Origin of the sequence: Acidaminobacterium chupaoyuni, from assembly GCF_047936785.1 — a bacterium.
GTDB classification, from domain to species: domain Bacteria; phylum Bacillota; class Clostridia; order Oscillospirales; family Butyricicoccaceae; genus Acidaminobacterium; species Acidaminobacterium chupaoyuni.
In genome coordinates this window covers 1,886,216-1,911,595 of record NZ_CP176394.1, presented here as the reverse complement: position 1 = coordinate 1,911,595, position 25,380 = coordinate 1,886,216, and the positions used below count along the sequence as shown (strand labels likewise).

The window sequence follows — 25,380 nt, the reverse complement described above, 5'->3', positions numbered from 1 at the left end:
GGAGGCGCCTCATGCAAAACGCAAAAATGGCAAAGATCGAGCAATCGCTTGACAGCCACCATGAAGAAATGATGGCTTTATGGAAAGAACTTGTCAACATGGAAAGCTATGTGGGCGAAGGCGACAAAGTATGGCGTGTGGCGGAAAAACTGAAAGCGGAATATGAAAAAGCGGGCTTTGACTGCCGCCTGGAGGATGTGGGCGGCGGCTGGGGCCCCACCCTCATCGGCACACTGGGCGCCGGGCGGCCGGGGCAGCCCATCGTTTTTTCGGGCCATATGGATACGGTGTTCCCCACAGGCAGCTGGGGCGAAGCCCCGTTCCGTATGGAAGGGAACCGCGCCTTCGGGCCCGGTGTTTTGGATATGAAGGGCGGGCTGGTGATCGCGCTTTTCGTTTGCAAGGCGCTGGAAGAAGCAGGATATTGCGAAACTCCCATCAAAATCATTTATTCCGGCAATGAAGAAAAAGGCCATGTGAGATCCAGCGGCGCAGAGGTTTATTTAAGAGAATCGAAAGGCGGCCGTTTTGCGTTTAATATGGAGACGGGGCTGGCATCCGGCGCTCTCTGCACAGGCAGAAAGGGCCATTTGGGCTGTCACATCACCATCACGGGCGTGGAATCCCACGCCGGCAACGATTTTGAAAGCGGGCGCAGCGCCATTGAAGAAGCGGCTCATAAAATTTTGAAACTGCAGGCGCTGACCGATCTGCAGGAAGGCACCACCGTGAATGTGGGCGTCATCCGCGGCGGAACGGTGCCCAACGCCGTGCCGGGGAAATGCGAACTGGAAGTGGATATCCGCGTGGCCAAAGAAGAGGGCCGCCAAAGGGTGAAACAGGCGATCCCCCAGATCGTGGAATATTGCACCGTGGCGGATGTGACCGCGGAATATACTTTTGACGGCGACGCGCCGATTTATGCCACCACCCCGGAGGTGATGGAATTTTACCGGTTCGTTTGCCGAACGGCGGAAGAATATGGCCTGGAGAAACCGGGCAGCAAAACCCTGGGCGGTTTTTCAGACGCCGCTTATGTGGCCATGGCCGGCGTGCCGGTTATCTGCTCTTTTGGCGTAAAAGGCGAATGGAACCACACCAAGCGCGAATATGCCTTGGTGGATTCTATGCGGGAACGGGCAAAATTGATTGCCGCCGTTATTTTGGAACAGCAGCGATTCAAACAATAAACCACTGCGGGCTTCTCTTATTTCAGAAGGGAGGCCCGCTTTTTTTATAAAAAGTGCGCCGCAGAAAAAACATTTCTTTCTTTTTGGGAATAAGATGGCAAAGAGAAAGGAGAGTGATGGAATGGAGCAGAAAAAGCTTCATTTTTTGGTGGCAGGGGGCGATATGCGCCAGGTTCGGCTATGCAGCCTGCTTCATGCCGATGGACACTGCGTCAGCGCTTTCGCGCTGGAGCGCTACCGCTTTAACGGAGAGATCAAAACAGAACAAAACTTTCAGGAAGCGGCGGAAAAGGCCGATTGCGTGATCTTCCCCATGCCGATGCTGCAGGAAGGGCGATTGAACGCCCCTCTGGCGGCGGAAGAACAGAAGGCGGAGCATTTGCTGCCGCTGATCCCCAAGCGCTGTGTGGTGATGGCGGGGATGGTGCCGGAGGGCATGATGGAAACGGCCCGAAAAGACGGCATCCTTTTGCATGATTACCTCAAACGCGAAGAACTGGCGGTCTATAACGCTTCGGCCACGGCGGAAGGCGCCATTCAGATCGCCATGGAAAACACGGCGCATACTTTATGCGGCAGCCGCTGTATGGTGATCGGCTATGGCAGAATCGGCAAGCTGCTTTGCGCCAAGCTGCATGGCCTGGGCGCGAAGGTGGTGGCCTGCGCGCGCAAACACGGCGATCTCGCCATTGCGGAATGCAGCGGGCTGGAAAGCTGCCCCTTTGACAAAATGGAAGAACGGCTGGGCGATATGGATCTTATTTTCAACACGGTTCCTGCCATGGTGCTGCCCAGAGAAAAACTGATGAAAATCGGCAGCAGACCCTTTGTGATCGATCTGGCTTCAAAGCCAGGGGGGGCTGACTTTGAAAAAATGGAAAGAGAAGGGAAGACTTTTTGTGAAAGCCTTTCTAATATGATATAATAACCGCAAAGCAGTTATTATATTTTATTTCACGGCCCGCCTACGGCGATGGCCACATTATATCATTCGTGCTTCGCACTCATGATATAATAATCGCAAGCGGTTATTATATTTTATTTTACGGCCCGCCTGCGGCGATGGCCACTTTATACCATTCGTGCTTCGCACTCATGGTATAATAACCGCAAAGCAGTTATTATACCAATTCCACGGCCCGCTTGCGGCGATGGCCACTTACTATGAAGCAAGATCGAATAAAAAGCAAACGACAGAAACACCAGAAAGAAACGCATCAGATCGAAATGGAGAAATCTATGAGTAAAACACTTGTCTTGGCGGAAAAGCCTTCTGTGGGCAGAGAACTGGCCCGTGTGCTGGGCTGCGGCCAGAAGCGGGAAGGCTATTTTGAAGGAAAAGATTATTGCGTCACCTGGGCGCTTGGGCATCTGGTCACCTTGGCCGAGCCCGAAGCCTATGGAAAAGAATATGAGAAGTGGGATCTTGCCACTTTGCCCATGCTGCCCAAAAAGATGCAGCTTGTGGTGATTCCGCAAACCGCGAAACAATATCATGTGGTGCAGAAGCTGCTCAAGGCGCCCGAGATCGAAAAAATCGTGATCGCCACAGACGCCGGCCGCGAAGGCGAACTGGTGGCGCGGTGGATCTTGGAAAAAGCGGCCTGCCGCAAGCCGCTGAAAAGGCTGTGGATCTCTTCACAGACCGACAAGGCCATCAAAGAAGGCTTTGCAAAGCTGAAAGACGGGCGGGAATATGAAAACCTTTATGCTTCGGCGCAAAGCCGCGCCGAAGCCGACTGGCTGGTGGGGATGAATGTGACCCGCGCGCTGACCTGCAGGTTCAACGCGCAGCTTTCGGCGGGCAGAGTGCAGACCCCCACTCTGGCCATGATCTGCCGTCGGGAAGAAGAAATCAAGCAATTTGTGCCCACGGCATATTATGGGCTTCAGATCCAGGCGCAGGGCGTGCGCTTCACCTGGAAAAGCCGCAAAACGAACAGCCCGCGCATCAGCCAGCAAGAAACCGCACAACGCCTGGCGGCGCAGCTTAAGGGAAGCAGGCTGAAAATCACTCAGCTGAAAAAAGAACGCAAGCTGGAACCCGCGCCTTTGCTCTATGACCTGACGGAATTGCAGCGGGATGCCAACAAAAAATATGGGTTCACCGCCAAGGAAACGCTGAATTTGATGCAGCGGCTTTATGAAAACCACAAGCTGCTCACCTATCCGCGCACGGATTCGCGCTATCTCAGCGCGGATATCGTGCCCACGCTGGCCGAACGCCTGAAAGCCGTTTCCGTTGCCGCTTACGCGCCTTTTGCAAAGGAGATCCTGCGAAAAGGCATCCAGATCTCAAAACGCATCGTGGATGACAGCAAGGTCACCGACCATCACGCCATCATCCCCACCGAGCAATATGTGGATCTGATGGAACTGACCAATGAGGAGCGGCGCATTTATGATCTGGTGGTCAGGCGCTTTCTGGCGGTGCTGAGCCCGGCTTATGCTTATGACAGCACAAAGATCACAGCCGAAACGGGCGGAGAACTGTTCACCGCCGCGGGCCAGGCGGTGGCCGAAGCGGGCTGGCGGCGGCTTTATCAGGGCATGACGCAATGGGATGACGACGAGGAAGAAAGCCAGGAAGAACCGCCCCAGCAGCTGCCGCAGTGGAAACAGGGGCAGGAACTGGCGGCCGACGCCATCAAGATCACCGAAGGAAAAACCAAACCGCCCGCGCGTTATACGGAAGCGACCCTGCTTTCGGCTATGGAAAACCCCGCAAAATTTGTGGAAGACCGTCAGCTGAAATCGGTTTTAGACAGCGTCAGCGGAATCGGCACCCCCGCCACCCGCGCCGATATCATCGAAAAGCTTTTTTCGGCAAATTATGTCGAACGGCGCGGCAAAGAGATCTTCCCGCTGAGCAAAGGGATGCAGCTGGTGAAGATCGTGCCGGAAGATCTGAAATCGCCGGCGCTGACGGCGCAGTGGGAACAGCAGCTCACCGCCATCAGCAAGGGGCAGCGCAAGCCTGCGGATTTTCGGCAGGAGATGTGCGGATATGCCACAAAGCTGGTGCAGGCGGTGAAAATGAGCTCGGCGGAATATCATCACGACAATGTCACACGAACAAGATGCCCCCTTTGCGATAAATTTTTGCTGGAGGTCAACGGAAAACGAGGGAAAATGCTTGTCTGCCCCGATCGGGAATGCGGCTATCGCCAGAACCTTTCGTTCACCAGCAACGCCCGCTGCCCGCGTTGCCACAAAAAGCTTGAAATTGTGGGGGAAGGCGAGAAAAAGATCTATTCCTGTAAATGCGGGTTCCGTGAGAAATTCGATCGCTTCAATGAATATTTGAAAGAAAACAGCGCCGGGGCTTCGCGCAGCCAGGTGCGGCAATATTTGCAGCGCCAGCAGGAACAGGAAGAGCGCGTTTCGCCCTTTGCCGCCGCGCTGGCCAAAGCGCAGGAAAAACAGCAGAAAAAATAGCGCGTATCTTTGCAAAAACGGCCGAATATGATAAACTGACATTGTCAGAGCAATTTTACAGGATGGAAAAGGAGAGATCTATCATGCTGAAGACAAATCACGACGATCTGCCGAAGCTGCTGGTGCAGGGCGAAGTTCGCCATTCCAAAAGCAGCCAGACCTATCGCCACACAACAGATGGCGAACCGATGATTTTGCCCGCCACCGGAGGCATCACCTATAACGCCAAGATCGGTGATCGCTGTGTGGGTTGGGCCGCCGATCATTTAGAGCCCGGCGTGACCACAAGAAACAGCGACGAAGCGTTCAACGCGGCATATTCCAGCCTTTCCTGCATCGGCAATGAAGCCATTGTACGAACCGGCGACGCCAAGGGCGCCCGCGGTTTTGTAACGGGCAAGCATGGCGGCTGTGAGCACCTGATCTGCTATTTCAGCGATGAAGCCATGGAAAACATGAGCATCGGCGATAAGATCGATGTGCGTTCTCAGGGGCAGGGGATGAAACTGATCGATTATCCTCAGATCCTTCTGCGCAACATGAGCCCCGAACTGCTTGAAAAAATGAACATCACCGAAGAAAACGGCAAGCTGAAAGTGGGCGTTGCCAAAATCGTTCCCGCGGCGATCATGGGTTCCGGTTTGGGTTCCGCAACTTCTTATTTCGGCGATTATGACATCACTTTGCATGATGAAGCCATCACCAAGGAATATCATCTGGATGAGCTTCGTTTTGGCGATATCGTGGCCATTATCGACGCCGACACCCGTTTCGGCAGAACCTATCGCACAGGTTCCGTGACCATCGGCGTGATCATTCACAGCGATTGCATTTTGGCCGGCCACGGCCCCGGGGTCACCACGCTGATGACCTGCAAAACACCCGAGATCATCCCTGTGATCGATGAAAACGCCAATCTGGCCCATTATTTTCTGGATAAATAAGCGATTTTAAAGAAGCCACCGATGCCGCAGAGCGATCTGCGGCATTTTTTTGCCCTTTTTTGCATAATTCTGTGATAGCAGCCGAAGCACGGTTTCGGCGTTCTGAAAGAAAGGGTGAGAAGCATGCCCGAAGCGAAAGAATATGAAGGCAGGGAAACCATCGAAGAGATCAAAAAGCAGATCGCTTTGGCAGAGGAAGCATGAACGGGCGGCCGGCGATCTATTTAAGGCTTTCCCGTGAAGACGGCGAGGGGGAGAGCCAGAGCATCGCAAACCAGCGCAGCATTTTAACGCAATATCTAAAGGCCCACGGCATGGGGCAGGCGGTGGAATTCGTGGATGACGGTTATTCGGGCCTGCGCTTTGACAGGCCGGCGTTCCAGCGGCTTTGCCGCGCCATCGAAGCGGGAGAGATCGATATGGTGCTCACCAAAGATCTTTCGCGACTGGGCCGTGATTATATTCAGACAGGGTATTATCTGGAACGCTATTTCCCCGAAAAAGAGGTAAGATATATCGCCGTGACAGACGGCATCGATACCGCCAACGGGCAGGATGACCTGACGCCCTTTCGCGCGGTGATGAACGACCTGTATGCCAAAGACATTTCAAAAAAAGTGCGCGCCGCGTTGGATGCGAAAAAACGAAAAGGGGAATTCATCGGCGCTTTGCCGCCTTACGGATATCAAAGAAGCGCCGAAAGGCATGAAATCCTTGAGATCGACCCCGAAAAGGCCGCGGTGGTGAGAAAAATATTCGAAAACGCCCGCCGGCGAAACTCGGCGGAAGAGATCGCGCGGATGCTGGAGCGGGAAGAAATCTTATCCCCTTCGGGCCGCAAAACATGGAGCGGCACCATGGTGCGCCGCATTGTCACAAACCCCACCTATTGCGGCAAGCTTACCCAAAACCGCGCCCGCAAGCTCAGCTATAAAATCGCCAAAAAGAAAAACCTGCCGCCGGAAGAATGGGTGGTGGTGCCCAGAACCCATGAACCCATCGTCAGCGAAGCGGAATGGCGCGCAGCGGGCAAGCTGATGGGAAAAAAGAAAACAGGGGCGGAAGGAACTTTATGGGAATGCGGGCGATGCGGGGCCGCTTTGAGGCTTTCGCACGGAAAAGACGGATGGAAAGCGCGATGCGCCGGCAAAAACGGATGCGGACAAACGGGCTCGATCAGCGATGAAGACTGGAAAATGATAGAAGCGCAACTCTGCGGAAGAATGAAGCGGGAAGGCCTGATTTCAGAGAAAGGGCAATGGAAAAAACTGTTGCCGATCTGCCTGGAAAAGATCGTCTGGCAAGAAAACGGCGGCGCGGAACTTTATTGGTTTTTTCGTTTTGAGAAAGAAAACGGCAGCGCAGCTTCAGAGGAATAAAGGGAAGCATGGGTAAAAATCACAATGGGTCATGGAAGCTATGTGCAAAATTGTAAATTCAGACAAAAAAACAAAAAAACTTAAAAACATATTGAACTTTTCCCCGAAAATCGTTATGATATCAATATAGAATCGATCGATGAAGGAATACGGAGGTTCTGCCATGAAGTCCATGATTTCAAAAAGCAAATTTGCAATCGGTGGCAGAGCAATTTCCCCTTGCGGGCAAATTGTTCTGGGTTTTCGCGGCTTTGAAAAGGGGCATCGTGTATTCTTTCTTCAATACTGAAAGCTGTAGGTATATCGCCCACGGCTTTTTATTTTGCAAAAACGACGGAGGAACGATCAGATGACACAGAAAAAAGTAGCGGTTATCATGGGCAGCGACAGCGATCTGCCGGTTGTAGCAAAAGCGATCAACACGCTGAAAAATTTTGATGTGCCCATTGAAGCGCATGTGATGAGCGCACACAGAACCCCCGAAGAAGCCTGCGCCTTCGCAAAAAGCGCGGCGGAAAACGGTTTTGGGGTGATTATCGCGGCCGCGGGAAAAGCGGCGCATCTGGGCGGTGTTTTGGCGGCGCATACCATTTTGCCGGTGATCGGAATTCCGATGAAATCTTCTACCTTGGATGGGCTGGATGCTTTGCTGGCCACTGTTCAGATGCCTTCGGGCGTGCCCGTGGCCACCGTGGCCATCGACGGCGCCGAAAACGCGGCGCTCTTGGCAATTCAGATGCTGGCCATCAGCGATGAACGCCTGGCCGCCGCGCTGCTTCGCAAAAAAGAAGACATGGCAAAGGCCGTGAAAGAAAAAGACGCCAAGCTGCAGGAACAGCTTTAACATCATAAATTAAGCCGCGAGCTGAAACTATAGGAGGAAGTCAAAATGGAAAAACGCGAACAGCTTTACGAAGGAAAAGCAAAGAAAGTTTACAGAACAGATGATGACCGCTATCTGATCGTGGATTACAAAGACGACGCCACCGCTTTTAACGGCCTGAAAAAAGGCACAATCACCGGCAAAGGCGCCATCAACAACCGCATCACCAACTTTTTGATGAAAAAGCTGGAACAGGCCGGCGTTCCCACCCATTTGGTCGAGCAGCTTTCCGACCGTGAAACAGTTGTCAAAAAAGTGACCATCGTGCCGCTGGAAGTGATCATCCGCAATGTTTCGGCGGGCTCTTTCGCCAAGCGCTATGGTGTGGAAGAAGGCATTGTTTTCGAAGAACCCACCATTGAATTCTCTTATAAAAACGATGATCTGGGCGACCCGCTCATCAACGCCTATCATGCGAGAGCGCTGAAACTGGCCACCGCAGAAGAAATTGAACTGATCAAAAAATATTCCTTCATGGTCAATGATTTCCTGAAAAAATTCATGGCCGATCTGGGCATCACTTTGGTCGATTTCAAGCTGGAATTCGGCAAGACCGCCGATGGAACGCTTGTTTTGGCCGATGAGATCTCGCCCGATACCTGTCGTTTCTGGGATAGCAAGACAAATGAAAAACTGGATAAAGACCGTTTCCGCAGAGACCTTGGCGGCGTGGAAGACGCCTATCACGAGGTGCTCAAGCGCCTGATGGGAGAAGAATAGAATGGGTGGTTTTCTTGGAATTACCTCTAAATTCGATTGCGCATATGATCTGTTCTTCGGCGTTGATTACCATTCTCATTTAGGAACCCGCCGCGGCGGCATGGCCATGTATGATGAGAAAGAAGGCTTTCAGCGCGCCATCCACAATATCGAAAATTCGCCGTTCAGAACAAAATTCGAGCATGATGTAGACGCTATGCGCGGCACGGCCGGCATCGGCTGCATCAGCGATAATGAGCCCCAGCCGATGCTCATCCGCTCGCATCTGGGCAATTATGCCATCACCACCGTGGGGCGCATCAACAATACGGAAGAGCTGGTGGAGCGTATTTTAAAAGATCACCGCCAGTTCTTAGAGATGACCGGCGGCAACATCAACGCAACAGAGCTGGTGGCCGCGCTGATCAATGAACGCGACACCATTGAAGAAGGCATCCATTGGGCGCAGCAGTGCATCAAGGGCACCATGTCGATTCTGGTGCTTACGCCGAAAGCGCTTTATGCCGCGCGCGATCTTCTGGGGCGCCTGCCCGTGGTGATCGGCAAGCGCGAAGACGGCTATTGCTTCACCTTCGAATCGTTCGCGTTTGAAAAAGTGGGCTATACCTATGAACGCGATATGGGCCCCGGCGAAGTTGTGAGAGCCACGCCCGAAGGCATCGATGTGATGTATCAGCCCCAGGAAAAAATGCGCGTGTGCTCTTTCCTCTGGACTTATTACGGATATCCCAATTCACATTACGAAGGCTCTACTGTTGAAACGATGCGCTATCGCTGCGGCTCGATTCTGGCCGACCACGATATCGCGGAAAACCTGGCGCAGGATGTGGATTATGTGGCCGGCATTCCCGACAGCGGCGTTCCCCACGCGGTGGGTTACGCAAACCGCGCGGGCATCCCCTTCGCGCGCCCCTTTATCAAATATACCCCCACATGGCCCCGAAGCTTTATGCCCACCCATCAGGCGGTGCGCAATCTGGTGGCCAAAATGAAGCAGGTTCCGGTGGAAGAGCTGATCCGCGGCAAAAAACTGCTGTTCATCGATGATTCCATCGTGCGCGGAACCCAGATGAGAGAAACCGTGGATTTCCTTTATGAAAACGGCGCGAAAGAAGTGCATATCCGCTCTGCCTGCCCGCCGCTGATGTATGGATGCAAATATTTGAATTTCTCGCGCTCCACATCCGAGATGGAGCTTATCACCAGAAAGACTATCGTGGCGCTGGAGGGTGAAGAAGGCCTCAAGCATATGGATGAATATGCCGACAAAAAAACGGCCCGCGGCAAAGCGATGCTGGAAAACATCGGGCAGACGCTGCATTTTTCTTCCCTGCGTTACCAAACTTTAGAGGGAACTTTGGAATCGATCGGGGTGGAACCCGCAAAACTCTGCACTTATTGCTGGAGCGGCAAAGAATAAACTTTTTGCACGAAAACGACAAAAATGATTCAGAGAGAGGATATTATGAAAAGTTTTAGCGATAGCTACAAGGCTGCCGGCGTGGATGTAACGGCCGGATATCAAGCTGTTGAATTGATGAAAAAGCATACCGCAAGAACCATGATCCCCGGGGTGCTTTCGGGGCTGGGGGGCTTTGGCGGCCTTTTTGAAATGGATCTTTCGGGGATGAAGCATCCCGTATTGGTATCGGGAACCGACGGCGTTGGAACCAAGCTGAAGCTGGCATTTCTGCTGGACAAGCATGACACGATCGGCATCGATTGCGTGGCCATGTGTGTAAACGATGTGGTTTGCGCCGGCGCAAAACCGCTGTTCTTTTTGGATTATATCGCCATTGGCAAAAATGAGCCCGAAAAAGTGGCGCAGATCGTTGCGGGCGTGGCCGAAGGCTGTGTGCAATCGGGCTGCGCGCTGATCGGCGGCGAAACCGCAGAACACCCCGGCATGATGCCGCTGGATGAATATGATCTGGCCGGCTTTACCGTGGGCGCTGTGGAAAAAGAAAAAATTCTCGACCAATCAAAGGTGAAAGCCGGCGATGTGATTCTGGCGCTGCCTTCCAGCGGCGTTCACAGCAACGGGTTCTCTTTGGTGCGCAAAGTGTTCGATATCGAACACGCGAAGAATTTCTATTCCAACGAACTGGGCACAACGCTTTGGGAATCGCTGCTGACCCCCACCATCATTTATGTAAAGCCCATTCTTGCGCTGATGGAAAAAGTGAACATCAAATCGATCTCGCATATCACCGGCGGCGGGTTTTATGAAAATATCCCCCGCGCGCTGCCCGAAAACAAAACGGCGAAGATCGAGCTTGCCAAAGTGCAGAAGCTGCCGATTTTCGACCTGATCGCCAAAACAGGCAATATCCCCCAAAAGGATATGTTCAACACCTATAACATGGGCGTGGGCATGTGCGTGATCGTGGATAAGACCGAGGCGGATCGAGCGATCGAAACCCTGAAGGCCAACGGCCAGAACGCCTATATTCTGGGCGAAGTGACAGAGGGCGACGAGGGCGTTTTGTTATGGTAAGGATCGCCGTGCTGGTTTCCGGCGGGGGCACCAATCTGCAGGCGCTGATCGACGCCCAGCAAAAGGGCATTTTGCACAGCGGCAGCATCGAACTGGTGGTTTCAAGCCGCAAAGGCGCCTATGCGCTGGAGCGCGCGAAAAAAGCCGGAATTGCCGAAGCTGCGCTGGCAAGGCGCGATTATGCTTCGACCGAAGCATATGACCGGGCGCTGACAGACCTTTTAAAAGAACACCGGATCGATGTGGTCGTTTTGGCCGGGTTCCTGTGTGTTCTGGGCAAAACGGTGATCGAAGCTTACCCCGACCGCATCATCAATGTGCATCCGTCGCTGATCCCTTCTTTTTGCGGGGATGGCTTTTATGGGCTTCATGTGCATGAAGCGGCGCTGGCCAAAGGCGTGAAAGTCACGGGGGCTACGGTGCATCTGGTGAATGAAATCACAGACGGCGGCAGGATCCTGCTGCAAAAAGCGGTGGAAGTGGAAGCGGATGACACCCCGGAAACGCTGCAAAAGCGCGTGATGGAACAGGCGGAATGGATCTTGCTGCCCAAAGCCGCCGAGATGATCTGCGCACAGCTTGCACGGGCAAAAGAATAAAAATCGATATCTTCCGCCTGGATCGGGCGGAAGATATCGCCCTATAAAGCGAAAAAAAGAAATCTGGAGGGAAAACTATGAAGAGAAGAGCGCTTATCAGCGTTTCCGATAAAACAGGCGCCGTGGAATTCGCCAAAGAACTGGAAGCTTTGGGATATGAAGTGGTTTCCACCGGCGGAACCGCAAAGGCCATTGAAAAGGCCGGCATCACCGTGACCGGTGTTTCCGATATCACCGGCTTTCCCGAATGTCTGGATGGCCGCGTGAAAACGCTGCATCCCATGATCCACGCGGGCATTTTGGCCATGAGAAGCAATCCCGAGCATATGAAGCAGATCGAAGAACTGGGCGTAACGCCCATCGATATTGTGGCCATCAATTTATATCCCTTTAAACAGACGATTCTGAAAGAGGGCGTTACCTTCGAAGAGGCCATTGAAAACATCGATATCGGCGGCCCCACAATGATTCGCGCAGCGGCGAAAAACTGGCAGGATGTGGCGGTGATCGTTGACCCCGCCGATTATGAAGTGGTTTTGAAAGAACTGCGCGAGCAGGGCGAAGTGACCCGCGAAACCAAGCTGAAGCTTTCTTATAAAGTGTTTGAACACACCGCCGCCTATGACACCCTGATCTCGACTTATTTGAGAAAACACGCAGGCTTTTCGCAGTTCCCCGAAAATCTTTCGCTCACTTATGAAAAAGTGCAGGAAATGCGCTATGGCGAAAACCCCCACCAGAAAGCGGCGTTTTATCGCGAGGTGGGTGCGCCCGAAAATTCTTTGGCCTGCGCCAAACAGCTGCACGGCAAAGAACTGAGCTTCAACAATATCAACGACGCCAACGGCGCGCTGGATATTTTGAAAGAACTGGGCAAGGAACAGCCTGCCGCCGTGGCGGTGAAGCACACGAACCCCTGCGGCGTGGGCCTGGGCGACACGATCTGCGAAGCTTATCTGAACGCTTATGAAGCCGACCCCGTTTCGGTGTTTGGCGGCATTGTGGCGGTCAACCGCGAAGTTGACGCCAAAACGGCAGAAGAAATGGCCAAAATCTTTTTAGAGATCATTATTGCGCCTTCTTTCAGCAAAGAAGCGCTGGAAATTTTAGAGAAAAAGAAAAATATCCGCCTGATGGAGCTGCCCGCCTGCGCCCAACCCAACGAAAAAGACCTGCTTGACACCAAAAAAGTGGTGGGCGGCCTTTTGGTGCAGCAGCTGGATACGGAATTATGCGGCGAAGAGCTGCAGGTGGCCACCGACCGCGCCCCCACAGAAGAAGAGATGCGCAAGCTGATGCTGGGCTGGAAAGTTGTGAAAAACACAAAATCCAACGCGATCGTGCTGACCAATGAAAAAGCCACCGTGGGTGTTGGCCCCGGGCAGACAAACCGCATCGGCGCGCTGGAGATCGCCATCCGCATGGGCGGCGATAAGGTGAAAGGCAGTGTGATGGCTTCGGATGCGTTCTTCCCCTTCAAAGATTGCGTGGAGACCGCCCACCAGGCGGGCATCACCGCCATTATCCAGCCGGGCGGATCGGTGAGAGATCAAGAGAGCATTGATTGCTGCAATGAATATGGCATTGCCATGGTGTTCACGGGGCGCCGCCATTTCAAACACTAAAGCTGACAGAGAGGATTTGATCTCATGAAAATCGCAGTGATCGGCGGCGGCGGCCGTGAGCACGCCGTGATTAAAAAGCTGAAAAAGAACCCGCGTGTCACCAAGATCTATGCGCTGCCCGGCAACGGCGGCATTGCACAGGATGCGGAATGCGTTGCCATCAAGGCAACGGATGTGGAAGCGGCCGTGCGTTTCGCGGTGGAAAAACAGATCGATTTCGTTGTGGTCACGCCGGATGACCCGCTGGCGATGGGGATGGTGGATCGCTTAAAAGAAAAAGGCATCCCCGCTTTTGGCCCCAGCGCCAAAGCCGCGGAAATCGAAAGCAGCAAAGTGTTTGCCAAGCAGCTGATGAAAAAATATCATATCCCCACAGCGGGCTATGAAGTTTTTGAAGAACCGGATGAAGCCATCGATTATATCAAAGCCCAAAATCAATATCCCGTTGTGATCAAGGCCGACGGCCTGGCACTGGGCAAAGGCGTTGTGATCGCCGAAAATGAAAAAATGGCCGCCGAGGCGCTTCAATCGATCATGAACGACAAGATCTTCGGCGACAGCGGCAACAAAGTCATTGTGGAAGAATTTCTGCAGGGGCCGGAGGTTTCTGTGCTTTCTTTCACCGATGGCACGACGCTTGTGCCCATGGTGACTTCGATGGATCACAAACGCGCCTATGACGGGGATGTGGGGCCCAACACCGGCGGCATGGGAACGGTCGCGCCGAACCCTTATTTCACCCCCGAGATCGCAAAACGCTGTATGGATGAAATTTTCATGCCCACCGTCGCTGCGATGAATGCGGAAGGCAGAAAATTCAAGGGATGCCTTTATTTCGGCCTGATGCTCACGCAAAACGGCCCCAAGGTGATCGAATATAACTGCCGTTTCGGCGACCCCGAAACACAGGTGGTTCTGCCTTTGCTGGAAAGCGATCTGCTGGATATTTTTGAAGCGGTGGAGCAGGAACGCCTGGCGCAGGCAGAGGTTCGTTTTATGGATAAAGCCGCCTGCTGCGTGGTTTTGGCTTCGGGCGGATATCCGAAAAATTATCGCACAGGCCTGCCTGTGGAAGGCTTGAAAAATGCCGAGGCCAAAGAGGGCGTTTCCGTTTATCACGCGGGAACAAAAAAGGCCGATGGCAGATTGGTGACCGCGGGCGGGCGCGTTTTGGGCGTTACCGCGGTGGCGGGAACTTTGGAAGAAGCCGTTGCGAACGCCTATGAGGCGGCCGGGGAGATCCATTTCGAGCAAATGCATTTCAGAAAAGATATCGGCCGGCGCGCGTTGACAAAAAGGGGGATTTAAACAAGTGGCAGTTTATCGAATTTATGTAGAGAAAAAACCGGAATTCGCGACAGAAGCGAAAAACCTTTGCGGCGAGATCAACAGTCTGCTGCAGATCGAATCGGTTGCCGCGGTTCGCGCTTTAAACCGTTATGATGTGGAAGGCATTGGCAAAGAGTTATTTGATTCCTGCATCAACACGGTGTTTTCCGAGCCGCAGGTGGATTTGGCTTCGGAAACTTTTGAAGCCGGGAACGCCGCCGTTTTTGCAACGGAATATCTGCCGGGCCAATATGATCAGCGCGCCGATTCCTGCGCCCAGTGCATCCAGATCGTTTCGCAGGGCGAGCGGCCCACGGTGCGCACAGCTAAGATCTATTTGTTGGAAGGCGCTGTGAGCAAAGACGAACTGGAAAAAATCAAAAAGTTCGTGATCAACCCGGTGGAAAGCCGCGAGGCCGCTTTAGAGATGCCCCAGACGCTGGCGGCAAATTATGAGATCCCCACCACGGTGGAAACGCTGACGGGCTTTCTTCAGCTGAATGAAGATCAGCTGGCTGAATTCGTGAAAAAATATGGTCTGGCAATGGATCTGGATGATATCAAATGCTGCCGCGACTATTTCGCCAAAGAGCAGCGCGACCCTACCATTACCGAAATTCGCATGATCGACACCTATTGGTCGGATCATTGCCGCCACACGACTTTCTCGACGATCGTGGATGGGGTGGAGATCGCCGACCCCTCCGTGAAGGAAAGTTATGAGAAATATCTGGCTTTGAGAAAAGAAGTTTATGGGCAGCGAAACAAGCCCGTTACTTTGATGGATCTGGCCACGATCGGCGCAAAATATTTGAAAAAAACCGGTGCGCTTGCTGATTTGGATGAATCGGAAGAGATCAACGCCTGCTCGGTGAAGATCGATGTGGAAACCGGCGGAACCACCGAAAAGTGGATCTTGATGTTCAAAAACGAAACCCATAACCATCCCACCGAGATCGAACCCTTCGGCGGCGCGGCCACTTGCATCGGCGGCGCCATCCGCGACCCGCTTTCGGGCAGAAGCTATGTTTATCAGGCTATGCGCGTCACCGGCGCGGCCGACCCGACAAAACCGCTTTCTGAAACGCTGGAAGGCAAGTTGCCCCAAAGAAAGATCGTGCAGACCGCGGCGGCCGGTTATAGCTCTTATGGCAATCAGATCGGACTGGCAACGGGTTTGGTGGATGAAATTTATCACCCCGGCTATGTGGCGAAGCGCATGGAGATCGGCGCTGTGGTGGGCGCGGCTCCGGCGAAAAATATCCGCCGCGAATGCCCTGTTCCCGGCGACTGCATTGTTCTGCTGGGCGGAAAAACCGGCAGAGACGGCTGCGGCGGCGCAACGGGATCTTCGAAAGCACATACGACGCAATCTTTGGAAAACTGCGGAGCGGAAGTTCAAAAGGGCAACGCGCCCGAAGAACGCAAGCTGCAGCGTTTGTTCCGAAACCCTGAAGTGACCGCGATGATCAAGCGCTGCAATGATTTCGGCGCGGGCGGCGTATCGGTGGCCATCGGTGAATTGGCCGATGGGCTGCAGATCGATTTGAACAAGGTCACGAAAAAATATGAAGGCCTGGATGGCACGGAACTGGCCATTTCGGAATCGCAGGAACGCATGGCAGTGGTGATCGCGGCCGAAGATGTGGAAAAGTTCCTTGGCGAAGCGGAAAAAGAAAACCTGGAAGCCACTGTTGTGGCGCAGGTGACGGAAAGCCCGCGGCTGAGCATGAACTGGAACGGCAGGAAGATCGTGGATCTTTCCCGCGAGTTCCTCAATTCCAACGGCGCGGAAAAGCATATCACCGTAAGCATCGGCCAGAGTGAAAAACACAGCGAAAACGCCGCAAAAGCGGATATGGCGGCTTATCGCAAAACGATGGCAAGCCTGAATGTGGCATCGAAACGCGGCCTGGGCCAGCGCTTTGACGGAACCATCGGCGCTGCCAGTGTGCTGATGCCTTTCGGCGGCAAACACCAGCTGACCCCCACGCAGGTGATGGCGGCCAAGATCCCCGTTTTATATGGCGAAACCAAAACCTGCTCGGTGATGGCCTATGGCTTTGATCCGTTTGCCTCTTCACAGAGCCCCTATCTGGGCGCTTATCACGCGGTGGTGGAATCGGTTGCAAAGCTTTCGGCGGCCGGGGCTTCTCATAAAAACTGCCACCTGACTTTCCAGGAATATTTTGAAAAGCTGGGCACGGACAGCAGCCGCTGGGGCAAACCCATGGCAGCGCTGCTTGGCGCTTTGGAAGCGCAGACACAGCTGAAAGCCGCGGCCATCGGCGGAAAAGACAGCATGTCGGGCAGCTTTGACAAGATCGATGTTCCGCCCACTTTGGTGAGCTTTGCCATTTCGGCGGCCAGCACCGACGGCATTATTTCGCCCGAATTTAAAAAGGCGGGCCGCCGCGTTGTGATGATGCGGGCAAAACAGCTGGAAAACGGCCTGTTTGAAGAAAACAGCTTGCTGGAAACGCTGGATCGGGTGGAAAAACTGATCGCCGAGAAGAAAGTGGCCGCCGCTTATGTGCCCACTTTCGGCGGCGTGGGCGCGGCAATCGCCAAAATGTGTTTCGGCAACGGCATCGGTTTTGCCTATGATGAAAAGCAGCGTTTTGACGGCTTGTTTGAGGAAGTGAGAGGCGCTTTTGTGTTGGAGCTGACGGAAGAAGCCCCCGATTGCGGGCAGCTTATCGGCAGAACCACACAGCAGGCCGAAATTGTTTTGAACGGCGAGAAAATCGCTTTGAGCGAGCTGCAAAGCTGCTGGGAAAGCACGCTGGAACCTATTTTCCCCGTGAAAACCAAGGGCACTGAAAAAACGGCTGCTTTCTCTTATTCGGCCAAACAGCGTGTTGCGCCGGCGATGGGCATTGCCAAACCGAAAGTATTGATCCCCGTTTTCCCGGGCACCAACTGCGAATATGACACGGCTTCGGCCTTTATCAAAGCGGGCGCACAGCCCGAGATCATGGTGCTGCGCAATTTGAACGCCGCCCAGCTGACACAATCGGTGGAAGCAATGGCCGAAAAAATCGCGCAGACGCAGATCATCGCGATTCCGGGCGGATTTTCCGGCGGCGATGAACCGGATGGTTCCGCAAAATTTATCACCGCGTTTTTCAGAAACGCCAAGATCAAAGAAGCGGTGCATGAATTGCTGCAAAAGCGCGACGGCCTGATGTGCGGCATTTGCAACGGATTCCAGGCGCTCATCAAGCTGGGCCTTGTTCCTTATGGCGAAATTCGCGAAACAAAGGCCGGCGACCCCACACTGACTTATAATGTGATCGGCCGCCATCAATCGGGCCTTGTGCGCACCAGAATCGCTTCGAACAAATCGCCGTGGCTGATGCTCAACGAAGTGGGAGAGATCCATACCATTGCGATTTCGCATGGTGAAGGCCGCTTTATCGCATCGGAAGAGATGGTGAAGCAGCTGGCCGAAAACGGGCAGATCGCCACACAATATGTGGATCTGGCGGGTAACCCCACCATGGATATCGAATATAACCCCAACGGTTCGGTTTATGCCATCGAAGGCATCACTTCACCCGACGGCCGGATCTTCGGCAAAATGGGCCACAGCGAACGCAACGCTGACAACCTTTATAAGAACATCGAGGGCAATAAAGACCAGAAAATGTTCTTGGGCGCTGTGCGTTATTATCAACTGTAAGGCGGGGAGAAAAAATGAAACTGCGAACAGCGTTTTTATGGACAAGCGGCAGCTTTTTGCTGGGGGTCGTGCTCGGCTTCCTGTTTTCGCCCATCAAACAGGGCATTCATGTTGAAGTATGCAATAACGGCAGCGAGATCGGGGAAGAAGCCCTCAAAAAAGCGCAAGCCGCGTAATAGGTTTGCGCCATCAATAAAATAAAAAGCTTGCGGGCACCCGTTTTGGGATGCCCGCAAGCTTTTTTAACGCCTTTTTGCCCGAGATAGCAGGCAAAAGCGATTAAAGGCCGGAAAAATCGAAAAGGCGGAGCGGAGGTTTTATGGAACCGACGCTGTGCTTACACCAGAAAAGAAGTAAGCCATTTGATAAGACTGGGGAAGAAGGAAACCACCACGATCAGCCGCATGGTCTGCATGGTGGCAACTTTGGCGGAATCGGCACCCAATTCGGCGGCGATGATAGACATATCGCTGACGCCGCCCGGCGCCGCGGCGAACAGCGAGGTGGTGAGATCTAATTTGGTGAGACGGGAAATGCCGAACCCTAAAATCAAGTTGATGGCGGCCAGCGCAAGCACCAGCAAAACAGCCGGCACGGCAATGGCACGCAGCCCCAGAACTTCTTTCATGCCCATGCCGGAACCGATGATGGCACCGCTGAGGGTTTGGGTCACCAAACGAACCTTCGGCGGCAGCGGCGTTTGATGGCCCAGAAAGGTGAGAGCCATGGCGCCGATCATCGCGCCGATCATGGCGCCCGAAGGAACTTTTAAATAATAAAGTGTCAAACCGCCCAAAATGCCCAAACAGCCCAAAGCGAGATATTCCGCGGCGGTGGGAGGCGCTTTTGCTGCGGGCGAAAGAATACTCGACGGGCAATCGGCAGAGCTTCCGGCAGAAATTTCAGAAGAAGCGTCCGATGCGGCGGAAAAACGGCCGCAGACTTTTCGAAGAAGCACAGGCATAAAAGCAATGACAAAAATCACGCGGATCATTTGAAGCATGGCCACCTGACCGGCATTGGCACCCAGATCATCGGCCACCAGAGTCATTTCCTGAATGCCGCCCGGTGCGGAAGAAAGTAAAGCCGTGGTCAGATCCAGCGAGGTGATTCGGCTGATGCCGATGCCCACGGCGAAGTTCAGAACGGTCAGGCCGAAAACCAGAACAAAAGTTGCCGGAATGATTTTTCGCAGATTCAAAATATCGGAAGTGCTCATGCGTGTGCCGATGTAAAGCCCGGCCAAAATGCGGATATAGGGGCGGACAACAGAGGGAACAACGGCGCAATCGAAGACCACATTCATCACAATAACGGCGAACATGCCGCCGATGATCTGGCCTGCGGGAATTTTGAGTTTGCGAAAAAGGGTTCCGCCCAAGGCTGAAACCAGTATGGTCAAGAAAAAGTGGATCACGGTCATGAAATTCACCTGATTCTTTTTGAAATGAAAGATTCCAAAGTCACGGGGGGCTGACTTTGCGGCGGCGCAGGAACTGGGGGTGCGCATTCAGCATGCGCTTTCTTTGCCCGGAAAAGTTGCGCCGCTCAGCGCAGCGGCAGCAATACAGATGACGGCTTACCATATTTTGAATGAGGAGGGAATCCTTTGACAGATCGAACGATTGGAATCGGTATTTGCGGATCGTTTTGCACCTTTTCTCAGATTTTGCCCGTGATTGAGCGGCTGGCGAAATATAACACGGTCATCCCGGTGTTATCGGATGCGGCATATTCCACAGACACGCGGTTTTACAAAGCCGAAGATTTCAGAGCGGAAGTGGAACGGCTTTGCAAACACAAAATCATCCACACGATCGTGGAAGCAGAGCCCATTGGGCCGAGAAAAATGTTTGACGCTATGGTGATCGCGCCATGCACGGGCAACACTTTGGCAAAATTGAACCACGGCATTACAGATACCCCGGTTTTGATGGCCGCAAAAGCACATATCCGCAACGACCGTCCGCTGATCCTGGCGGTTTCGACCAATGATGCGCTGGGCGCTGCCGCCCAAAACATCGGCGGGCTTTTGAACAGAAGAAATGTTTATTTTGTTCCGTTTTCCCAAGACGACCATGAGAAAAAACCGCGATCGATGGTGGCCCGCATGGGGCTCATCGAAAACACCATAGAATTGGCCCTAAAAGGCGAACAGATCGAACCCATTATTTTATGACCGTCGGGGAAACACTTTGGCCGCGCGGCCAAAGGGGCAAAAAGCGTGAAAAATATCCGGCCTGCTGATAAGCGGCAGGCCGGATAGAGTAAACGATCAGCGATGGATCACTTGGCCTTCTTTCATTACGAACAGGCAATGCGTCATCGTGGTGATATCTTCGGCGGGATCGCAGCCCCAGGCGCAAAGATCGGCCACCTTGCCCTTGGTAACGCTGCCCTGTTTATCCTGCACGCCGAGAACGCCTGCGTTGGTCATTGTGGCGGCGACCAGCGCCTTGTGAGGATCCATACCGAACTTTTGAAGCAGTTCAAATTCATAGCCCTGCTTGCCATGGAAGTTATAAGGCGTGGCGGCATCGGTTCCGAAAGTGATCTTAACGCCGCGTTTGAGGCATTCACGGAAGCCCCATTCATGATGAGAGAGAACCTGATTGGCTTTATCTACCATCCAGGGAACAAGACCCATTTCGGGGCCTTTCGCGCAAATGCGTTCGGCGGCGATGATGGTGGGGGTGAGGTAGGTGCCGTGTTCCAGCATCAGCTCGATGGCTTCGTCATCAAGGATCATGCCGTGCTCAACCGTTGTGACGCCCGCGCGAACGGCGGCTTTGATGCCGTTTGTGCCATGGGCATGCGTGGCGGTATGAACGCCATACATATTGGCGATTTCGATAATGGCGCTCATTTCATCGAAGGTCAGCTGCTGGGCGCCCACGGTGGTGCCCTTTGACATGACGCCGCCGGTGGACATGAATTTTAAGAAATCGGCACCGTGTTTCAAATTAAAACGAGCCGCCTGACGGGCAGAGGCAACGCCATCGATCAGCGGATGTTCTTCGGCGGAAGCAGATACGCCGGGGGCATAGTGGCTGTCGGCATGGCCGCCGGTGGAACCCAGCGCATAACCGCAGACAAACATTCTGGGGCCAATAAAATCGCCCTTTGCCACAGCATCGCGAATGGCAACGCTGGTGAAAGCCTGTGAGCCGCAATCACGAATGGTAGTGAACCCGGCATTCAAATCGGCCTGAACATTTTTTAAAGCGTAAAGTGTTAATTCGGCAGGGGTATGATGGAGCAGATCCATTTTTTCATTGCCTTCGCCGTTCATGCCGCTGTGAACATGAAGGTCGGTAAGACCCGGGGTTACAAAACGATCAGAAAGATCAATGACTTCCATATCAGGCGCTTCCGCAAAGCTGCCGAGGGGAATCACATCAAGAATCATCTTGTTTTCAATGATGACCACTTGATTCTCGAGAACTTTGCAGGAAACGGAATCAAAAAGTTTGCCGCATTTGACTGCTTTTTTCATAATTCAGACTCCTTTTTGGTTTCATCATAAGTTGTTAAGCGATGAAACAAGTTAAATATACTATAACAAGGCTGAAAGCAAAACACAATGGCAAATAGAGAAAATGTTGGTTCGGTTCTTTTGTGAAAAAGCCATAAGAAAAGCTGCCTTACGGAGGAAAGGCCCGCAAAGCAGCTTGAAAAAGACAGAAAAAACATTATTAAAATTTGAAAAGAATACCGACGACCGCGCCGATGGCCAAAAACCAGACGGGGTGTTTTTTTGTTTTTGTGATACCCAAATAAAGGATCACGAAAAGCAGCATGGCTTTCCAGCTGAATAAATCGAGAATGCGGCGCGAGGCTTCAAAACGCTCGGTGTTGAGCAAAGAGATTTTGACGACCTGAGCGCCGGCAGTGGCGATCAAACCGCAGACGGCAGGGCGCAGACCGTAAAATACACTCTGAACCACGGGATGATTATTGAATTTTTCCAGGAAGCGGGCCACGATCAGAACAATGATCATCGAAGGCAGCACCACCGCCATGGTGGCAACAAAAGAACCGAGAACGCCGCTGGCCTGATATCCGGCAAAGGTAGCCATATTGATGCCGATGGGGCCGGGGGTCGATTCGGAAACAGCGATCATATTGGCAAGATCGGCTGTGGAATACCACGCGGGGAATTTTTCGGCGATATCATAAAGAAAAGGGAGGGTGGCAAGACCGCCGCCGATGGCGAAAAGCCCGGTTTTGAAAAACTCGATGAAAATTTGAAGGTAGATCATTTGGTGTCGGCCCCTTTCTTATGATTTCTAACGGCGCCCAGGATCACGCCGATCACACCGGCCAGCACAACGACCAGAATGGTGGAAATATCGGTAAAGAGGGTGCTGACAAATACTGCTGCAAAAATGCAGAAGGTGGGAACATCAATCACGCCTTTCTTCCACATTTTAATGATAGCGCTTAAGATCAGGGCGCAAACGCCAACACGAATACCGGCGAACGCATGGACAACCACAGGCAAATCGGCAAAATTGCTGAGGAATGCCGCAATCAGCGCGATGATGAGAAAGCTGGGAGAAACAACGCCCAGCGCCGCAACGATGCCGCCGACCACGCCGCGCACCTTATTGCCGATGAACAGCGAGGTGTTTACCGCGATCACGCCGGGCAGACACTGGCCCACCGCATAGTAATCCATGACTTCTTCTTCGGTCGCCCAACGGTATTTTTCAATGACTTCTTTTTGAAGCATGGGCATCATGGCATAGCCGCCGCCAAAGGTCAAGGCTCCGATACGAAAAAATGCGCAATAAAGGGTTAGCAGTTCTTTCAAAATAGGACCTCCATTCAAAATATTGTCATCCCACTCATATATATATAATATAACATCATAAAAACAGTGGAAGGCACAAAAACAAAGTCAAGCACCTTTACGATGGCATATGAATTATAGCAAAAGAATAGACAGGCAACAAGAGAAAAAAGTAATTTGAAGAAAAAAGGAAGAAAAGCAAAAAAAGCGTTGACAACGGGGATGCGGTATGGTATTCTAACAAAGCTGCTTCTGAGCGGCACAAACGAAAAGCGAGTTTGGCAGGAAGCATCCTTTGCTTCGCGGGCTTAACGGCATGGAGAATGCGACAGTGAGCTTCGAAAAAAAGGTGTTGACAAACGGCCGGCAGTTTGGTAAGATAATCAAGCGCCTTTCAAAAAGGCAGCCGAAGAAAAAGAGAAGAAAAGCGCGGAAACATGGATCTGACGGCGAAAACGCCGGAAAGAAAAAATGAAAAAGTGCTTGACAAACTCGAAAGACTTTGGTAGAATAACAAAGCACCGTAACGAAAGCTTGTCTTTCGGAAACGGAGCGAAACAAAGAATTAGCACATTGTAAATTAAACAACGCCGAAATGAAAAAGAGGACCCTGAAGATTTTAATGAGTTTAAAAGATCTCTTTTAAACAGTAAAAAGATATAGCTAAGACAAAGCTCTAAAACGACATGAAGCGCTTCGGCGCTTGATGATAAATTATTTAGAGAGTTTGATCCTGGCTCAGGATGAACGCTGGCGGCGTGCCTAACACATGCAAGTCGAACGGAACTTACAAGCGGAAGTTTTCGGATGGAAGCTTATAAGTTTAGTGGCGGACGGGTGAGTAACGCGTGAGCAATCTACCTCTCAGTGGGGGATAACACATCGAAAGGTGTGCTAATACCGCATAATATAACGGGATCGCATGGTTCTGTTATCAAAGATTTATTGCTGAGAGATGAGCTCGCGTCTGATTAGATAGTTGGTGAGGTAACGGCCCACCAAGTCGACGATCAGTAGCCGGACTGAGAGGTTGAACGGCCACATTGGGACTGAGACACGGCCCAGACTCCTACGGGAGGCAGCAGTGGGGAATATTGCACAATGGGGGAAACCCTGATGCAGCAACGCCGCGTGAAGGATGAAGGTTTTCGGATTGTAAACTTCTTTTGTACGGGACGAAACAAATGACGGTACCGTAAGAATAAGCCACGGCTAACTACGTGCCAGCAGCCGCGGTAATACGTAGGTGGCAAGCGTTATCCGGATTTACTGGGTGTAAAGGGCGAGTAGGCGGGACTGCAAGTCAGATGTGAAAACTATGGGCTTAACCCATAGACTGCATTTGAAACTGTGGTTCTTGAGTGATGGAGAGGCAGGCGGAATTCCCGGTGTAGCGGTGGAATGCGTAGATATCGGGAGGAACACCAGTGGCGAAGGCGGCCTGCTGGACATTAACTGACGCTGAGGCGCGAAAGTGTGGGGAGCAAACAGGATTAGATACCCTGGTAGTCCACACTGTAAACGATGGATACTAGGTGTGGGGGGTACTGACCCCCTCCGTGCCGGAGTTAACACAATAAGTATCCCACCTGGGGAGTACGATCGCAAGGTTGAAACTCAAAGGAATTGACGGGGGCCCGCACAAGCAGTGGAGTATGTGGTTTAATTCGAAGCAACGCGAAGAACCTTACCAGGGCTTGACATGGTACTAACGAAGTAGAGATACATTAGGTGCCCTTCGGGGAAAGTACACACAGGTGGTGCATGGTTGTCGTCAGCTCGTGTCGTGAGATGTTGGGTTAAGTCCCGCAACGAGCGCAACCCTTATTGTTAGTTGCTACGCAAGAGCACTCTAGCGAGACTGCCGTTGACAAAACGGAGGAAGGTGGGGACGACGTCAAATCATCATGCCCTTTATGTCCTGGGCTACACACGTACTACAATGGCGGTCATACAGAGGGAAGCAAGACAGCGATGTGGAGCAAACCCCTAAAAGCCGCCTCAGTTCAGATTGCAGGCTGCAACTCGCCTGCATGAAGTCGGAATTGCTAGTAATCGCGGATCAGCATGCCGCGGTGAATACGTTCCCGGGCCTTGTACACACCGCCCGTCACACCATGAGAGCCGATAATACCCGAAGTCCATAGTCTAACCGCAAGGAGGGCGTGGCCGAAGGTAGGATTGGTAATTGGGGTGAAGTCGTAACAAGGTAGCCGTATCGGAAGGTGCGGCTGGATCACCTCCTTTCTAAGGAGACCAAACAGCTTGAAACAGAGCTGTGGAATCCGAGGTCAGA

At 52.7% G+C, this 25,380-nt stretch carries 20 protein-coding genes and 1 rRNA gene; 17 read left to right on the top strand and 4 right to left on the bottom strand.

Going from position 1 to position 25,380, the window contains the following annotated elements:
- Positions 1–11: 11 nt before the first annotated feature.
- From ACJA3I_RS09140 to ACJA3I_RS09070, 15 genes are all read left to right on the top strand, one after another.
- Positions 12–1,190 (top strand): M20 family metallopeptidase, encoded by a 1,179-nt coding sequence (locus tag ACJA3I_RS09140; protein WP_458862295.1) that lies wholly within the window; start codon positions 12–14, stop codon positions 1,188–1,190.
- Positions 1,191–1,311: 121 nt separating this feature from the next.
- A complete protein-coding gene (locus ACJA3I_RS09135) occupies positions 1,312–2,115 on the top strand; it encodes a dipicolinate synthase subunit DpsA (protein ID WP_458862294.1) in 804 nt (267 codons plus the stop codon).
- A 314-nt stretch (positions 2,116–2,429) separates the two neighbouring features.
- Positions 2,430–4,628 (top strand): DNA topoisomerase III, encoded by a 2,199-nt coding sequence (locus tag ACJA3I_RS09130; protein WP_458862293.1) that lies wholly within the window; start codon positions 2,430–2,432, stop codon positions 4,626–4,628.
- 83 nt (positions 4,629–4,711) lie between these two features.
- Complete coding sequence (locus ACJA3I_RS09125) at positions 4,712–5,572, top strand: DUF4438 domain-containing protein (protein WP_458862292.1); 861 nt, start codon at positions 4,712–4,714, stop codon at positions 5,570–5,572.
- Between the two features lie 200 nt (positions 5,573–5,772).
- Positions 5,773–6,951, top strand: coding sequence for a recombinase family protein (locus ACJA3I_RS09120; RefSeq protein WP_458862291.1), 1,179 nt, complete (start codon positions 5,773–5,775; stop codon positions 6,949–6,951).
- A gap of 163 nt (positions 6,952–7,114) precedes the next feature.
- A complete protein-coding gene (locus ACJA3I_RS09115; RefSeq protein ID WP_458862290.1) occupies positions 7,115–7,240 on the top strand; it encodes a hypothetical protein in 126 nt (41 codons plus the stop codon).
- A 60-nt stretch (positions 7,241–7,300) separates the two neighbouring features.
- Positions 7,301–7,795 (top strand): 5-(carboxyamino)imidazole ribonucleotide mutase, encoded by a 495-nt coding sequence (purE, locus tag ACJA3I_RS09110; protein ID WP_458862289.1) that lies wholly within the window; start codon positions 7,301–7,303, stop codon positions 7,793–7,795.
- Positions 7,796–7,840: 45 nt separating this feature from the next.
- Positions 7,841–8,554, top strand: a complete 714-nt coding sequence (gene purC, locus ACJA3I_RS09105) for a phosphoribosylaminoimidazolesuccinocarboxamide synthase (protein WP_458862288.1) — start codon at positions 7,841–7,843, stop codon at positions 8,552–8,554.
- A gap of 1 nt (position 8,555) precedes the next feature.
- Complete coding sequence (locus ACJA3I_RS09100) at positions 8,556–9,974, top strand: amidophosphoribosyltransferase (RefSeq protein ID WP_458862287.1); 1,419 nt, start codon at positions 8,556–8,558, stop codon at positions 9,972–9,974.
- A 45-nt stretch (positions 9,975–10,019) separates the two neighbouring features.
- Positions 10,020–11,051 (top strand): phosphoribosylformylglycinamidine cyclo-ligase, encoded by a 1,032-nt coding sequence (purM, locus tag ACJA3I_RS09095; RefSeq protein ID WP_458862286.1) that lies wholly within the window; start codon positions 10,020–10,022, stop codon positions 11,049–11,051.
- Positions 11,045–11,650, top strand: a complete 606-nt coding sequence (gene purN / locus ACJA3I_RS09090) for a phosphoribosylglycinamide formyltransferase (protein WP_458862285.1) — start codon at positions 11,045–11,047, stop codon at positions 11,648–11,650. Before purM ends, purN begins: the two co-directional genes overlap by 7 nt.
- A 77-nt stretch (positions 11,651–11,727) precedes the next feature.
- Positions 11,728–13,275 carry a bifunctional phosphoribosylaminoimidazolecarboxamide formyltransferase/IMP cyclohydrolase gene (gene purH, locus ACJA3I_RS09085; protein WP_458862284.1) on the top strand — a complete coding sequence of 516 codons (1,548 nt, stop codon included), beginning with the start codon at positions 11,728–11,730 and terminating at the stop codon, positions 13,273–13,275.
- A 24-nt stretch (positions 13,276–13,299) separates the two neighbouring features.
- Positions 13,300–14,583 (top strand): phosphoribosylamine--glycine ligase, encoded by a 1,284-nt coding sequence (gene purD / locus ACJA3I_RS09080; RefSeq protein ID WP_458862283.1) that lies wholly within the window; start codon positions 13,300–13,302, stop codon positions 14,581–14,583.
- Between the two features lie 4 nt (positions 14,584–14,587).
- On the top strand, positions 14,588–18,289 hold the full coding sequence (locus ACJA3I_RS09075; protein WP_458862282.1) for a phosphoribosylformylglycinamidine synthase: 3,702 nt from the start codon (positions 14,588–14,590) through the stop codon (positions 18,287–18,289).
- 14 nt (positions 18,290–18,303) lie between these two features.
- On the top strand, positions 18,304–18,465 hold the full coding sequence (locus ACJA3I_RS09070) for a hypothetical protein (RefSeq protein ID WP_458862280.1): 162 nt from the start codon (positions 18,304–18,306) through the stop codon (positions 18,463–18,465).
- Positions 18,466–18,626: 161 nt separating this feature from the next.
- Here the strand turns inward: ACJA3I_RS09070 and ACJA3I_RS09065 are convergent, their stop codons facing one another.
- On the bottom strand, positions 18,627–19,712 hold the full coding sequence (locus tag ACJA3I_RS09065) for an AbrB family transcriptional regulator (RefSeq protein ID WP_458862279.1): 1,086 nt from the start codon (positions 19,710–19,712) through the stop codon (positions 18,627–18,629).
- Between the two features lie 186 nt (positions 19,713–19,898).
- Between ACJA3I_RS09065 and ACJA3I_RS09060 the strand changes: the two genes are divergently transcribed.
- Entirely contained in the window at positions 19,899–20,468 is a 570-nt protein-coding gene (locus ACJA3I_RS09060; RefSeq protein ID WP_458862278.1) for a dipicolinate synthase subunit B, read from the top strand.
- A gap of 96 nt (positions 20,469–20,564) precedes the next feature.
- Here the strand turns inward: ACJA3I_RS09060 and ACJA3I_RS09055 are convergent, their stop codons facing one another.
- From ACJA3I_RS09055 to ACJA3I_RS09045, 3 genes are all read right to left on the bottom strand, one after another.
- Entirely contained in the window at positions 20,565–21,785 is a 1,221-nt protein-coding gene (locus ACJA3I_RS09055; RefSeq protein ID WP_458862277.1) for a metal-dependent hydrolase family protein, read from the bottom strand.
- 199 nt (positions 21,786–21,984) lie between these two features.
- Positions 21,985–22,551, bottom strand: a complete 567-nt coding sequence (locus tag ACJA3I_RS09050) for a chromate transporter (protein ID WP_458862276.1) — start codon at positions 22,549–22,551, stop codon at positions 21,985–21,987.
- Positions 22,548–23,105, bottom strand: coding sequence for a chromate transporter (locus tag ACJA3I_RS09045; RefSeq protein WP_458862275.1), 558 nt, complete (start codon positions 23,103–23,105; stop codon positions 22,548–22,550). The genes ACJA3I_RS09050 and ACJA3I_RS09045 overlap by 4 nt, the downstream gene beginning before the upstream one ends.
- 694 nt (positions 23,106–23,799) lie before the next feature.
- On the opposite strand from ACJA3I_RS09045, the gene ACJA3I_RS09040 reads away from it, so the two are divergent.
- Positions 23,800–25,331 (top strand): 16S ribosomal RNA (locus ACJA3I_RS09040).
- The last annotated feature ends 49 nt before the right edge of the window (positions 25,332–25,380 follow it).